This is a genomic window from Paraburkholderia diazotrophica (assembly GCF_038900755.1).
Taxonomy (GTDB): Bacteria; Pseudomonadota; Gammaproteobacteria; order Burkholderiales; family Burkholderiaceae; genus Paraburkholderia; species Paraburkholderia diazotrophica_A.
In genome coordinates, this window is sequence record NZ_JBBPEN010000008.1 from 365,919 (window position 1) to 378,776 (window position 12,858).

Sequence of the window (12,858 nt, forward strand, 5' to 3'; positions counted from 1 at the left end):
CTTGAACTCAGGCAAACGCCGTCTGCGTGTCATACGCGAAACCGCGCGGCGCCTTCTGCGGATCGTCGAACGTCACGATCTCATACGAATCTTCGTGCGCCAGCAGTTCGCGCAGCAGCGCGTTGTTCAGCCCATGGCCGGACTTGTATGCGTCGTACGAAGCGAGCAGCGGATGGCCGACCACGTACAGGTCGCCGATCGCATCCAGCATCTTGTGCTTCACGAACTCGTCGTCGTAGCGCAGGCCGTCGTTGTTCAGGATGCGATACTCGTCGAGCACGATCGCGTTGTCCATGCTGCCGCCGCGCGCCAGGCCGAGCTCGCGCATCATTTCCACTTCATGCGCAAAGCCGAACGTACGGGCACGCGCAATCTCGCGCACATACGACGTGTTCGCGAAGTCCACTTCGAGCGCCTGGCCCGTCTTGTCGACGGCGGGATGGCGGAAGTCGATCGTGAACTTCAGCTTGAAGCCGAAGTACGGATCGAGACGCGCGAACTTGTCGCCGTCGCGGATTTCGACCGGCTTCGTGACCTTGATGAACTTCTTGGCCGCGTTCTGTTCTTCGATGCCCGCCGACTGGATCAGGAACACGAAGGACGCCGCGCTGCCGTCCATGATGGGGATTTCTTCAGCGGTGACATCGACGTACAGGTTGTCGATACCCAAGCCCGCGCACGCGGACATCAGGTGCTCGATCGTCGACACGCGCGCGCCGTCTTTCTGCAACACCGATGCAAGCCGCGTATCGCCGATCGCCATCGCCGACGCGGGAATGTCCACCGGCGTGGGCAAATCCACGCGGGAAAACACGATGCCCGTGTCCGGCGCCGCCGGGCGGAGCGTCAGGTTGACCTTGCGGCCCGAATGCAAGCCGATGCCAACCGTTTTGACGATCTGTTTGATAGTGCGCTGCTTCAACATGGTGGTCTTCTATTCGATTGAAAATCCTAATCAGGACTTTTTATTTCATAGCGCGAAGTATACTCCAATCGTTTCAGGAGCGCCGTTGCGCTGGCGTTTCAATCTGTTTCGCTGCGTTACCTGATCGGGAAGCGTGACGGGCCGATGCCCGGAACGGAGGCGTTTCCGGTCATCGGCCCGCGTTACGGCCTGTCACAACGGGGTCATAAAAGCGTTGCCGCAGCGCAACAATCACAATCTGCGCGGTTGCGGCGAAGCTTCAGAGCCGCGTCATGCCTGGCTCAACGTCGCGAGAATACTCGCCGCATCGCTCACTTCGAACTTGCCGGGTGCCTCGACGTGCAGCGTCTTGACCACGCCGTCGTCGACCACCATCGCGTAGCGCTGGGAACGGATTCCCATGCCGCGCGCCGACAGGTCCTGCTCCAGACCGAGAGCCCGGGTGAAAGCCGCGATGCCGTCCGCCATCATGCGCACCTTGCCCGAGGTGTGCAGATCGCGTGCCCACGCGCCCATGACGAACGCGTCGTTGACGGACACGCACCAGATCTCGTCGATGCCGGCAGCGCGCAACTTCTCCGCCTGCTCGACGTAACCCGGCACGTGTTTGGCCGAACAGGTCGGCGTGAACGCGCCCGGCAATCCGAAGATCACCACGCGCTTGCCCGCAGTCTGTTCGCGCACGTCGAAGCTGTTCGGCCCGATCGTGCAGCCCTCGCGTCCGTCCTCAATCAACTCGTAAACGGTCGTCTGGGGAAGCTTTTCACCTACCTGAATCATGCTCGTTCCTTCGCATCGATGCGGAGCACGCTCGCACGTACTCGTGCCGCAGTGGAGTTTTCATCCGGCGACAGTGCCCCGAACCGCTTCGCCAATGCGAAGAGGGCACCTGTCCGTGCCGCGCGCGCGACCCAACGCGGCCTCATTGCCGTTCCACCCGCCACGCTCGTGCATTCCTGCCGCGCGCAATCAAGCCATACATCAGATGATTACGCCGCAGAAAGCCCGCTCCTGCGTGAACCTCAGTCTGCCTGCTTGCGCAGGAAGGCCGGGATGTCGTACGTGTCGACGCCCTTCTCCTGCAGCGCCTGCACGTGCGAAGCCGCCGTATCACGCGAGGTGCGCCACACTGCCGGCGTGTCCAGCGAACCGTAATCCGCCGCCGCTGCGTGATGCTGCGGATAATGCTGCGCTGCGCCCACCGGCTGGTTGTCCGTGCCCGTGCGCAGCAGCGTCATCGGCGTTTGCTGCTGCTTCTTCGCAGCGCGGCCCAGGCCCGTTGCCACCACAGTCACGCGCAACGCATCGCCCATCGCGTCGTCGTACACCGCGCCGAAAATCACGGTCGCATCGTCAGCAGCATAACTCTTGATCGTGTTCATCACTTCGCGCGTTTCGGACAGTCGCAGCGAACGGCTCGACGTGATGTTCACCAGCACGCCGCGCGCGCCCGACAGATCGACGCCTTCCAGCAGCGGGCTTGCGACAGCCTGTTCCGCTGCGAGACGCGCGCGATCGACGCCCGCCACCGTCGCCGTGCCCATCATCGCCTTGCCCTGCTCGCCCATCACCGTCTTCACGTCTTCGAAGTCGACGTTCACCAGACCGTCGACGTTGATGATTTCAGCGATGCCCGCGACCGCGTTGTTGAGCACGTCGTCAGCGCACTGGAAGCACTTGTCCATTTCGGCGTCATCGCCCATCACCTCGAACAGCTTGTCGTTCAGGACGACGATCAGCGAGTCGACGTGATCCTCCAGTTGCTGCGAACCGGCTTCAGCGACGCGCATGCGCTTGCCGCCTTCGAACTCGAACGGCTTGCTGACGACGCCAACCGTCAGAATGCCCATTTCCTTCGCGATCTGCGCGACCACGGGAGCTGCGCCCGTGCCCGTGCCGCCACCCATGCCCGCCGTGATGAACACCATATGCGCGCCACGCAGTGCGTCCGCGATACGCTCACGTGCTTCTTCGGCTGCCGCGCGGCCCATCTCCGGCTTTGCGCCTGCGCCCAGACCCGTGTTGCCCAACTGGATGACGTTCGGCGAGCGCGAGCGCGACAGCGCCTGCGCATCCGTGTTCATCACGATGAAGTCGACGCCTTGCACGCCGCGATTGATCATGTGTGCCACTGCGTTGCCGCCTGCACCACCCACGCCCACCACCTTGATGATGGTGCCGTTGGTTTCCGTTTCCAGCATCTGGAATTCCATGTTGCCTCCGTCAAGAAAATAAGTACCGCTTACTCGGCCGTTATTCGGCAGAAGATCGGGCAACCCTCTGTCGCGCGCCAGCCGCCGGCACCAGCGCGTATTTCCCTTTGCTGCAGATTCTTTAGAAGTTGCCGAGGAACCAGTCCTTCATCCTCGTGAACACCTGTCCCATCGATCCCGACTGCACCGCCACCTTGCGGCCGCGCATCCGTTGCGAGCGTCCTTCGACGAGCAGACCCATCGCCGTCGAATAGCGCGGATTGCGCACGACATCCGCGAGACCGCCCGCATACTCCGGCACGCCGATGCGAACCGGCTTCAGGAAGATGTCCTCGCCCAGCTCGACCATGCCCGGCATCATCGATGCGCCGCCCGTCAGCACGACGCCCGAGCTGAGCAGTTCTTCGTAACCCGACTCGCGCACCACCTGCTGCACGAGCGAAAACAGTTCTTCGACGCGCGGCTCGATCACGGCCGCGAGCGCCTGGCGCGACAGCGTGCGCGGACCACGCTCGCCGAGCCCCGGCACTTCGATCATTTCGTCCGGATCGGCGAGCGCCTGCTTCGCGATGCCGTAGCTCACCTTGATGTCCTCGGCGTCCGGCGTCGGCGTGCGCAGCGCCATCGCGATATCGCTTGTGATCTGATCGCCCGCGATGGGGATCACGGCCGTGTGACGGATCGCGCCTTCGCTGAAGATCGCGATGTCCGTCGTGCCGCCGCCGATATCGACGAGCACCACGCCCAGTTCCTTTTCGTCTTCCGTCAGCACCGCCAGCGACGACGCGAGCGGTTGCAGGATCAGATCGTTCACTTCGAGGCCGCAGCGGCGCACGCACTTCACGATGTTCTGCGCGGCGCTCACCGCGCCCGTCACGATGTGCACCTTCACTTCGAGACGGATGCCGCTCATGCCGATCGGCTCGCGCACATCTTCCTGGCCGTCGATGATGAATTCCTGAGTCAGGATGTGCAGCACCTGCTGATCGGTCGGAATGTTGATCGCCTTGGCCGTCTCGATCACGCGCGCGACGTCCGTCTGCGTCACTTCCTTTTCCTTGATCGCCACCATGCCGCTCGAGTTGAAGCTGCGGATATGGCTGCCGGCGATCCCCGTGAATACGTTCGTGATCTTGCAGTCGGCCATCAGCTCGGCTTCTTCGAGCGCTCGTTGAATGGACTGCACCGTGGCCTCGATGTTCACCACGACGCCTTTCTTGAGCCCTTTCGATTCGCTCTGGCCGAGTCCGATCACCTCGTAATGACCTTCGCCCTTCAACTCGGCGACGATGGCGACCACTTTCGCCGTGCCGATGTCGAGGGCTACCAGCAGATCTTTATAGTCTTTACTCATAGCGTGCTCATTGCGTGTGATGTCCTGTTACTTCTTGCCCTTGTCGGGTTCCGTAATGAAGCGCATGCCTGCTGCACGAATGGCGAAACCGTTCGGATAACGCAAGTCCGCATATTCGATATCCTTCCCCCAACGTTGCGTCACCGCGCCCCATGCCGCGGTGAGCCGCTTGCAGCGGTCGTACAGCGTGTCCTGATTGCGCTCGCGTCCCAGTTCGACCTGCATGCCGTTCGACAGCTTCACCGTCCACGCGAAACGCGACGACAGCGTCACTTCATCCGGCGTCGCCCCGACAGGCGCAAACCACTTCTTGAAGTCCTGATAACGCGCGACGACTTCTTTCGCGGACCCATCCGGGCCCTCGAACGCGGGCAGCTCTTCGTCGAGCTCGCCCTGGTTCGCGGTGAACACCTCGCCATCGGTGCTCACGAGCTGATCGGTGCCCCACGTGCCGAGCGGCTGATACTCTTCGAGCGTGACGGCGAGCGCGTTCGGCCACACGCGGCGCACGCTCGCGTGACGCACCCACGGCATCTGCTCGAACGCCTGGCGCGCCGTATCCAGATCGACGGTGAAGAAGTTGCCCTTCAAGCGGCCGACGACGCTCGCGCGCACGGTCGGGGAATTGATGTGCTCGATGTCGCCGTCGATGCGGATCTCGCGCAGCGTGAAGTTCGGGCGCTGAATCAGCCAGTAGCCGCCCGCCGCCAGCAGCACGAGCAGCAACAACGCATGCAAAGCGCTGGCGGCGAGATTGAGCTGGCGAACGTTGTTCCACATGATCTGCGTGCGATTCCTTCAGTTCTCTGTTCAGTCCTTGAGCGTCAGTGCGAGCACCTTCACCACCAGTTCCTGATAGCTGATGCCGACTGCGCGCGCGGCCTTCGGCGGCAGCGAGTGATCCGTCATGCCTGGCGCCGTATTCACTTCGAGGAAGTACGGATTGCCGTCGCCGTCCAGCATGAAGTCGGCGCGGCCCCAGTCCGTGCAGCCGAGCACGTCGAATGCGCGGCGCGCGAGCTTCTTCAGGCGCGCCTCTTCTTCGGCGGCGATGCCACACGGGATCAGATATTGTGTGTCGCTGGCGATGTACTTCGCGTGATAGTCGTAGAACTCGCCGGCGGGCACGATGCGGATGACGGGCAGATCGAGATCGCCCGCGATGCATGCCGTGTACTCGCCGCCGCCTTCGATGCTCTTCTCCACGACGACGATCTTGTCGAACTTCGCCGCCTCTTCGAGCGCGGGCGCGAGCGCATCGGCCGTCTTCACCTTGATCACGGCGACGCTCGAGCCTTCGCTCGCGGGCTTCACGAAGAGCGGCAAGCCGAGCTTCGCGACGATGTCCTGCGCACGCGCGGCATAATCGTCGCCGCGCAGCACGGCTTCGAACGGCGGCGTCGGCACGCCGAGCTGCTGCCATACGAGCTTCGTGCGGAACTTGTCGAGACCGAGTGCCGAGCCCAGCACGCCGCTGCCCGTGTAACGGATGCCGTAGAAATCGAGCGCGCCCTGAATCTGACCGTTTTCGCCGTAGCCGCCATGCAGCGCGTTGAACGCGCGCACGAAGCCTTCGTCCTTCAACGCCGCGAGAGGACGCTCGGACGGATCGAACGGATGCGCGTCGATGCCCGCGTCGCGCAGCCCTTGCAACACGAGACGGCCGGAGTTCAGCGACACTTCGCGCTCGGCCGACACGCCGCCCATCAGCACGGCGACCTTGCCGAAAGATTTAGGATCGATACCGCTCATTTCACACCTTCGTTTTCAGCGAGCCGACCCGGCACTGTGCCAATCGAACCCGCACCCATCGTGATCACAACATCGCCGTCGCGCACGATCGCGGCCAGCGCATCCGGCACTTCATCCACTGTTTCGACGAACACCGGCTCGACTTTCCCTGCGACGCGGATCGCGCGCGCGAGCGAACGGCCGTCCGCTGCGACGATGGGCGATTCGCCCGCTGCGTACACTTCTGTCAGCACGAGCGCATCGACCGTCGACAGCACTTTCACGAAATCTTCGAAGCAGTCGCGCGTGCGCGTGAAGCGGTGCGGCTGGAACGCGAGCACGAGACGCTTGTCGGGAAATGCGCCGCGCGCCGCCGCGATCGTCGCCGCCATTTCGACGGGGTGATGACCGTAGTCGTCGACGAGCGTGTACGCGCCGCCGCTTGCCACAGGCACTTCGCCGTAACGCTGAAAACGCCGGCCGACGCCATTGAAATCCGCGAGCGCTCGCTGGATATCGGCATCTTTCACCTCGAGTTCAGTCGCAATCGCGATTGCGGCCAAAGCGTTTTGCACGTTGTGCGTGCCGGGCAGGTTCAAGACGATGTCGATGGGCGGCGCGTCTTCGCGCATCGCCGTGAAATGCATCCGGCCTTCGCGCGCTTCGACGTTGACGGCGCGCACCTGTGCATCGGGCGCGAAGCCGTAGCGGATGATCGGCTTCGACACGAATGGCAAAATTTCCTTCACGTTGGGATCGTCGACGCACAGCACCGCGATGCCGTAGAACGGCAGCCGGTGCGTGAACTCGATGAACGCCTGCTTGAGCCGCGCGAAATCGTGGCCGTAGGTGTCCATGTGATCGGCGTCGATGTTCGTGATGACCTCGATCACCGGGAAGAGGTTCAGGAACGACGCATCCGATTCGTCCGCTTCCGCGACGATGAAATCGCCCGTGCCGAGACGCGCGTTCGCGCCCGCGCTGATCAGCCTTCCGCCGATCACGAAGGTCGGATCGAGCCCGCCTGCCGCGAGCACGCTTGCGACGAGCGACGTCGTGGTCGTCTTGCCGTGCGTCCCTGCGATCGCGATGCCCTGCTTCAGGCGCATCAGTTCCGCGAGCATCACCGCGCGCGGCACGATGGGAATGCGGCGATGACGCGCGGCGAGCACTTCGGGGTTGTCGCTGCGCACGGCCGTCGACACGACGACAGCGTTCGCGCCTTCGATGTTCTCCGCGTCGTGGCCGATCGCGATGCGTGCGCCGAGCGCGGCGAGGCGCTCCGTCACGGCGTTGCGCGACAGGTCCGAGCCGCTCACCTGATAGCCGAGATTGACGAGCACTTCGGCAATGCCGCTCATGCCCGCGCCGCCGATCCCGACGAAGTGAATGTGTTTGACGATATGTTTCATTGCTTTCCTTCCGGGCTCAGGCTCGGTGTCACGCCGGCAACCGTCGCGCAAACCTGCGCAACCTGTTCGGTGGCATCGGGTTTCGCGAGCGAGCGCGAACGCTCCGCCATGTCCGCGAGCGAGTCCCGCGTCTGGCTGCGCAACCAGCCGGCGAGCTTCTCCGCCGTCAGGTCGCGCTGTTGTACGAGCAGCGCCGCGCCGTGATCGGCGAGAAACGCCGCGTTGGTTGTCTGGTGATCGTCGACGGCATACGGGAACGGCACGAAGAACGCCGCCACGCCGACAGCCGCGATCTCGGCGACCGTCATCGCGCCCGAGCGGCAGATCACGAGATCGGCGTTCGCGTACGCGCTCGTCATGTCGTCGATGAAGGGCACGAGTTGCACGTCGTCGCCCGTCGCGATCCCGGCCGCCGCGTAGTTCGCGCGCAATGCGTCGATATGCTTCGCACCCGCCTGATGCACGACGCGCGGACGCTCGTTCGGCGCGAGCAGCGCGAGCGCGCGCGGCACCGTTTCGTTCAGCGCCGCCGCGCCCAGGCTGCCGCCCACGACCAGCACGTTCAGCGGACCGCTGCGCGCCGCGTAGCGTGCTTTGGGCGCCGGCGCGCGCGCAAGTTCCGCGCGAATCGGATTGCCCGTCCACTCTGCATGCGGCAACGCGTTCGGGAACGCGACGAGCACGCGCCTCGCCAGTTTCGCGAGCACCTTGTTCGCGAGACCCGCGATCGAGTTCTGTTCGTGCAGCACGAGCGGCGTGCCGCTCAATGCCGTCATCACGCCTGCCGGGAACGTGATGTAGCCGCCCATGCCGAGCACGACGTCCGGCTTCACGCGACGCAGCACCGAAAGGCTCTGCATGCACGCGCGCAGCAGATTCACGGGCAGCATCAGCTTGGTCTTGATGCCCTTGCCGCGCAGGCCGCCGAACTGCACGTACTCCATCGGAATGCCGTGCTTCGGGACGAGCGTCGCTTCCATGCCCGACGGATTGCCGAGCCACACCACACGCCAGCCCCACGCCTGCATCAGGTGAGCGACGGCCAGGCCCGGGAACACATGGCCCCCGGTGCCTCCCGCCATCACCATCAGCGTGCGTTGTTGCATCGTCATACCTTGCCCCCGCGCATGAGGATGAATGGGAGCAAGTCCGTTCTGGCTGCGGCGCTGCGCGCCTTCGCCGAAATCGTGCGCTGCTGCATGGGGGTCATACCTTCCCCCCACGCATCAGCACACGATTTTCATAGTCGACCCGCATCAGCACCGCCACCGCGATGCAGTTCAGCAAGATGCCCGAGCCGCCATAGCTGACGAGCGGCAGCGTGAGGCCCTTGGTCGGCAGCAGGCCGAGGTTCACGCCCATGTTGATGAAGGTCTGCGCGCCGAACCAGATGCCCACGCCCTTCGCGACCAGGCCCGCGAACGTGCGATCGAGCGCCAGCGCCTGACGGCCGATCTCGAACGAACGGCGCACGATCCAGTAGAACATCAGGATCACGACCAGCACGCCGACGAAGCCCAGTTCCTCGCCGATCACGGCGAGAATGAAGTCGGTGTGCGCTTCCGGCAGATAGTTCAGCTTTTCGACGCTGCCGCCGAGGCCCACGCCGAACCACTCGCCGCGGCCGAACGCGATCAGCGAGTGCGTCAGCTGATAGGCCTTGCCCTGCGCGTAGCGGTCGTCCCACGGATCGAGGTACGCGAATATCCGCTCACGGCGCCACGGCGATGCCCACACGAGCAGCGTGAAAGTGCCCACGGCCGTCGCGACCAGCCCGCCGAAAATCTTGCCGTTCACGCCGCCGAGGAACAGCAGTCCCATCGCGATCGCTGCGATCACCATGAACGCGCCCATGTCCGGCTCGAGCAGCAGCAGCATGCCGACCACGCCGACGGCAAAGCCCATCGGCAGAAAGCCTTTTGCGAAGCTGTGCATGTATTCCTGCTTGCGCACCGTGTAGTTCGCCGCGTAAATCGTCACCGCGAGCTTCATGATTTCCGACGGCTGCATGTTCGTGATGCCGAGGGGAATCCAGCGGCGCGCGCCGTTCACGCCCTTGCCGATGTGCGGAATCAGCACGATCACGAGCGCGACGAGCGCGATCAGGAAGAGCTTCGGCGCGTACTTGTCCCATGTAGAAATGGGCACACGGAACGTGATTACGCCCGCAATCGTGCCCATCACGACGAAGATGACCTGGCGCACGAGGAATGCGTAGTCGTGATACGACGCGTACTTCGGCGAATCGGGCATCGCGATCGACGCCGAGTACACCATCACGATGCCGAGCCCCAGCAACGCAACGACGACCCACACGAGCGAATGATCGTAGTCGAGCATCCGCGAGCGCAATGGACGCACGCCGCTGACGGCGCTCGACAGCCCGCCCGTGCGCGACGTGCGTTCGGACACAGCCGCGCCGCCTGGCTGGCCCGCTATTGAGCCGCGCTGCTTGCCGAGTTGCGAACCGAAACGTTCCGACCAGCTCATATCATCGTCCCCCGTTCGGCAGCGATGTCCTCGACCGCGCTGCGGAATACCGCGGCGCGATGCGCGTAACCCTTGAACATGTCGAAGCTCGCGCAGGCAGGCGACAGCAGCACGGCGTCGCCCGGTTCGGCGAGGGCGCTGGCTGCGTGCGTCGCTTCTTCGAGCGTCGCGTGGTCGGTCATCGCGATGCCGGTGTGCGCGAGCGCGGCGCGAATCTGCGGCGCGTCGCGGCCGATCAGCATCACGGCGCGGCACCAGCGCGTTACGGGCTCGGCGAGCGGCTCGAACGCCTGGCCCTTGCCGTCTCCGCCCGCGATCAGCACGACGCGTTGCGCGAGACCGTCGAGCGCCGCAACCGTTGCGCCGACATTCGTGCCCTTGCTGTCGTCGACATAATCGACGCCGTCGATCGACGCGATCAGCTCCACGCGATGCGGCTCGCCGCGATACTCGCGCAAGCCGTGCAGAAGCGGCGCGCCAGGCAGGCCGACCGCACGCGCGAGCGCGAATGCGGCGAGCGCATTCGTCGCGTTGTGCAGGCCACGGATGCGCAGCGCGTCGGCGGGCATCAGGCGTTTCAGCGCGATATCGGGCGGCGTCGCGGATTCGCTCTTGCGACGGCGCGTCGGCGTCGGTTCGTCGGCCGCGTCGCGATCTTGCGCCTCGACGAGCCAGATCATGCCGCTGTCGCGCAGCAGGCCCAGGTCGCCATCGCGCAAAGGCTCCGTGACGCCGAACGTCACGACCTGAGCGCCGCTCTGCTCCGACGGCGCGAGCGCCATCACGCGCGCGTCGTCGCGATTGAGCACGCGCACCGTGTTCTTGCCGAAGATCTTGCCCTTCGCCGCCGCATACGCATCGAGGCCGCCGTGCCAGTCCAGATGATCCTGCGTGATGTTCAGGATCACGGCCGCGTCCGGCTCGAACGTGTGCGCCGTCTCCAGCTGGAAGCTCGACAGTTCGAGCACCCACACGTCGGGCAATGCGGTGTCGTCGATCGCTTCCGTGAGCTTGTCGAGTGCAGCCGGGCTGATGTTGCCCGCGACCGCGACCTTCTTGCCCGCACGCTCGCACAACAGTCCCGTCAGGCTCGTCGTGGTGGTCTTGCCGTTCGTCCCTGTGATCGCGATCACCTTCGGCGCGTAACCGCTTTCGCCGAGCGTTCTCAACGCCTGCGCAAAGAATTCGAGCTCGCCCCAGACGGGGATGCCGCGCTCGCGCGCGGCTGCGATCAGCGGTACCAGGTCGGCGGCGAGCGGCGACAGGCCCGGACTGATCGCGACCAGTTCGACGCCTTCCAGCAGCACTGGCGAAAACGGCCCGCCGACGAAATCGCCTGCGATGCCGTGCGCTTCGAGCGCGGACAGGTTCGGCGGCACTTCGCGCGTGTCGGCAATGCGCAGGCGGCAACCATGCCGCGCGCACCAACGCGCCATCGCGAGGCCCGATTCACCGAGCCCCAGCACGAGCACCATCGGCTTTTGCCGATCCCGAAACTTCTCGCCAAACATCGACTGCTTCCCCTTGCTTACGGATTTGAGTGCCGCTTAACGCAGCTTGAGCGTGGACAAACCGAACAGGCACAGCATCAGCGTGATGATCCAGAAACGCACCACGACTTGCGTCTCTTTCCAGCCCGACAATTCGAAGTGGTGATGCAGCGGTGCCATCTTGAAGATGCGGCGGCCTTCACCGAAACGTGCCTTCGTGAACTTGAACCACGTGACCTGCAACATCACCGACACCGTCTCGGCGACGAAAATCCCGCCCATGATGAAGAGCACGATTTCCTGGCGCACGATCACCGCGATCGTGCCGAGCGCGCCGCCGAGCGCGAGCGCGCCGACGTCGCCCATGAACACCTGCGCCGGGTGCGTGTTGAACCAGAGAAACGCGAGCCCTGCCCCGCCCATCGCCGAGCAGAAGATCAGCATTTCGCCCGCGCCAGCGATGTGCGGAAACAGCAGGTATTTCGAGTACACGGCGCTGCCCATCACGTACGCGAACACGCCGAGCGACGAGCCGACCAGCACGACGGGCATGATCACGAGGCCGTCGAGACCGTCGGTGAGGTTCACCGCGTTGCTCGAACCGACGATCACAAAGTACGTGAGCGCGATGAAGCCCCATACGCCGAGCGGATAGGTCATCGACTTGAGGAACGGCAGCAGCAGGTCGGCGCGCGCGGGCAGGCCCATCGACAGGCCGCTGCGCACCCACGCCATGAACAGGTCGAACACGCGCACGTTGCTCGCTTCCGACACGCTGAACGCGAGATACACGGCTGCGAAGAGGCCGATCACCGACTGCCAGAAATATTTTTCGCGCGACGACATCCCGCGCGGGTCCTTGTAGACGACCTTGCGATAGTCGTCGACCCAGCCGATCACGCCGAAGCCGAACGTGACGAGCATCACGATCCAGATGAAGCGGTTGGTCAGATCGGCCCACAGCAGCGTCGACACCGCGATGCCGATCAGGATCAGCACGCCGCCCATCGTCGGCGTGCCGGATTTCACGAGGTGCGTTTGCGGGCCGTCCTTGCGCACGGCTTGGCCGACTTTCATCGCCGTCAGCTTGCGGATCACCCACGGGCCGCAGACGAGCCCGATCAGCAGCGCGGTGATCGTCGCCGCGACAGCACGAAACGTCAGATAACTGAACACGCGCAAAAAGCCGACGTCGTTCTGCAGCCATTGCGCCAGCGCCAGTAGCATGCTTCTGTCCTTCTCT

11 protein-coding genes are annotated in these 12,858 nt (G+C 64.3%); all 11 read right to left on the reverse strand.

Features of this window, described 5'->3' with window-relative positions:
• Positions 1 to 7: 7 nt before the first annotated feature.
• On the reverse strand, positions 8 to 925 hold the full coding sequence (lpxC, locus tag AABE10_RS25035; RefSeq protein WP_087735228.1) for a UDP-3-O-acyl-N-acetylglucosamine deacetylase: 918 nt from the start codon (positions 923 to 925) through the stop codon (positions 8 to 10).
• A 270-nt stretch (positions 926 to 1,195) separates the two neighbouring features.
• Positions 1,196 to 1,705: a peroxiredoxin gene (locus AABE10_RS25040; protein ID WP_342935900.1), complete on the reverse strand. Its 510-nt coding sequence runs from the start codon at positions 1,703 to 1,705 to the stop codon at positions 1,196 to 1,198.
• Positions 1,706 to 1,947: 242 nt separating this feature from the next.
• Complete coding sequence (gene ftsZ, locus AABE10_RS25045) at positions 1,948 to 3,138, reverse strand: cell division protein FtsZ (protein ID WP_342935901.1); 1,191 nt, start codon at positions 3,136 to 3,138, stop codon at positions 1,948 to 1,950.
• Between the two features lie 121 nt (positions 3,139 to 3,259).
• The gene (ftsA, locus tag AABE10_RS25050; RefSeq protein ID WP_007747080.1) at positions 3,260 to 4,492 is read right to left on the reverse strand and encodes a cell division protein FtsA; all 1,233 of its coding nucleotides are present in this window, start codon (positions 4,490 to 4,492) and stop codon (positions 3,260 to 3,262) included.
• 27 nt (positions 4,493 to 4,519) lie between these two features.
• Entirely contained in the window at positions 4,520 to 5,272 is a 753-nt protein-coding gene (locus AABE10_RS25055) for a cell division protein FtsQ/DivIB (protein WP_342935902.1), read from the reverse strand.
• A 30-nt stretch (positions 5,273 to 5,302) separates the two neighbouring features.
• On the reverse strand, positions 5,303 to 6,244 hold the full coding sequence (locus AABE10_RS25060) for a D-alanine--D-alanine ligase (protein ID WP_342935903.1): 942 nt from the start codon (positions 6,242 to 6,244) through the stop codon (positions 5,303 to 5,305).
• Positions 6,241 to 7,635: a UDP-N-acetylmuramate--L-alanine ligase gene (gene murC / locus AABE10_RS25065; protein WP_342935904.1), complete on the reverse strand. Its 1,395-nt coding sequence runs from the start codon at positions 7,633 to 7,635 to the stop codon at positions 6,241 to 6,243. The genes AABE10_RS25060 and murC overlap by 4 nt, the downstream gene beginning before the upstream one ends.
• Positions 7,632 to 8,747, reverse strand: a complete 1,116-nt coding sequence (gene murG, locus AABE10_RS25070; protein ID WP_342935905.1) for an undecaprenyldiphospho-muramoylpentapeptide beta-N-acetylglucosaminyltransferase — start codon at positions 8,745 to 8,747, stop codon at positions 7,632 to 7,634. Before murG ends, murC begins: the two co-directional genes overlap by 4 nt.
• A 94-nt stretch (positions 8,748 to 8,841) precedes the next feature.
• Positions 8,842 to 10,125, reverse strand: coding sequence for a putative lipid II flippase FtsW (ftsW, locus tag AABE10_RS25075; protein WP_342935906.1), 1,284 nt, complete (start codon positions 10,123 to 10,125; stop codon positions 8,842 to 8,844).
• Positions 10,122 to 11,636 (reverse strand): UDP-N-acetylmuramoyl-L-alanine--D-glutamate ligase, encoded by a 1,515-nt coding sequence (murD, locus tag AABE10_RS25080; protein ID WP_342935907.1) that lies wholly within the window; start codon positions 11,634 to 11,636, stop codon positions 10,122 to 10,124. The genes ftsW and murD overlap by 4 nt, the downstream gene beginning before the upstream one ends.
• Positions 11,637 to 11,672: 36 nt before the next feature.
• Entirely contained in the window at positions 11,673 to 12,842 is a 1,170-nt protein-coding gene (gene mraY / locus AABE10_RS25085) for a phospho-N-acetylmuramoyl-pentapeptide-transferase (RefSeq protein WP_087735237.1), read from the reverse strand.
• Positions 12,843 to 12,858: the final 16 nt, after the last annotated feature.

Bases quoted from the DNA above. Each gene is read 5' to 3' on its own strand.
- mraY (WP_087735237.1), bottom strand. From the start codon at position 12,842: ATGCTACTGGCGCTGGCGCAATGGCTGCAGAACGACGTCGGCTTTTTG.
- murC (WP_342935904.1), bottom strand. From the start codon at position 7,635: ATGAAACATATCGTCAAACACATTCACTTCGTCGGGATCGGCGGCGCG.
- ftsA (WP_007747080.1), bottom strand. From the start codon at position 4,492: ATGAGTAAAGACTATAAAGATCTGCTGGTAGCCCTCGACATCGGCACG.
- murD (WP_342935907.1), bottom strand. From the start codon at position 11,636: ATGTTTGGCGAGAAGTTTCGGGATCGGCAAAAGCCGATGGTGCTCGTG.
- AABE10_RS25040 (WP_342935900.1), bottom strand. From the start codon at position 1,705: ATGATTCAGGTAGGTGAAAAGCTTCCCCAGACGACCGTTTACGAGTTG.
- AABE10_RS25055 (WP_342935902.1), bottom strand. From the start codon at position 5,272: ATGTGGAACAACGTTCGCCAGCTCAATCTCGCCGCCAGCGCTTTGCAT.
- ftsZ (WP_342935901.1), bottom strand. From the start codon at position 3,138: ATGGAATTCCAGATGCTGGAAACGGAAACCAACGGCACCATCATCAAG.
- ftsW (WP_342935906.1), bottom strand. From the start codon at position 10,125: ATGAGCTGGTCGGAACGTTTCGGTTCGCAACTCGGCAAGCAGCGCGGC.
- AABE10_RS25060 (WP_342935903.1), bottom strand. From the start codon at position 6,244: ATGAGCGGTATCGATCCTAAATCTTTCGGCAAGGTCGCCGTGCTGATG.
- murG (WP_342935905.1), bottom strand. From the start codon at position 8,747: ATGACGATGCAACAACGCACGCTGATGGTGATGGCGGGAGGCACCGGG.
- lpxC (WP_087735228.1), bottom strand. From the start codon at position 925: ATGTTGAAGCAGCGCACTATCAAACAGATCGTCAAAACGGTTGGCATC.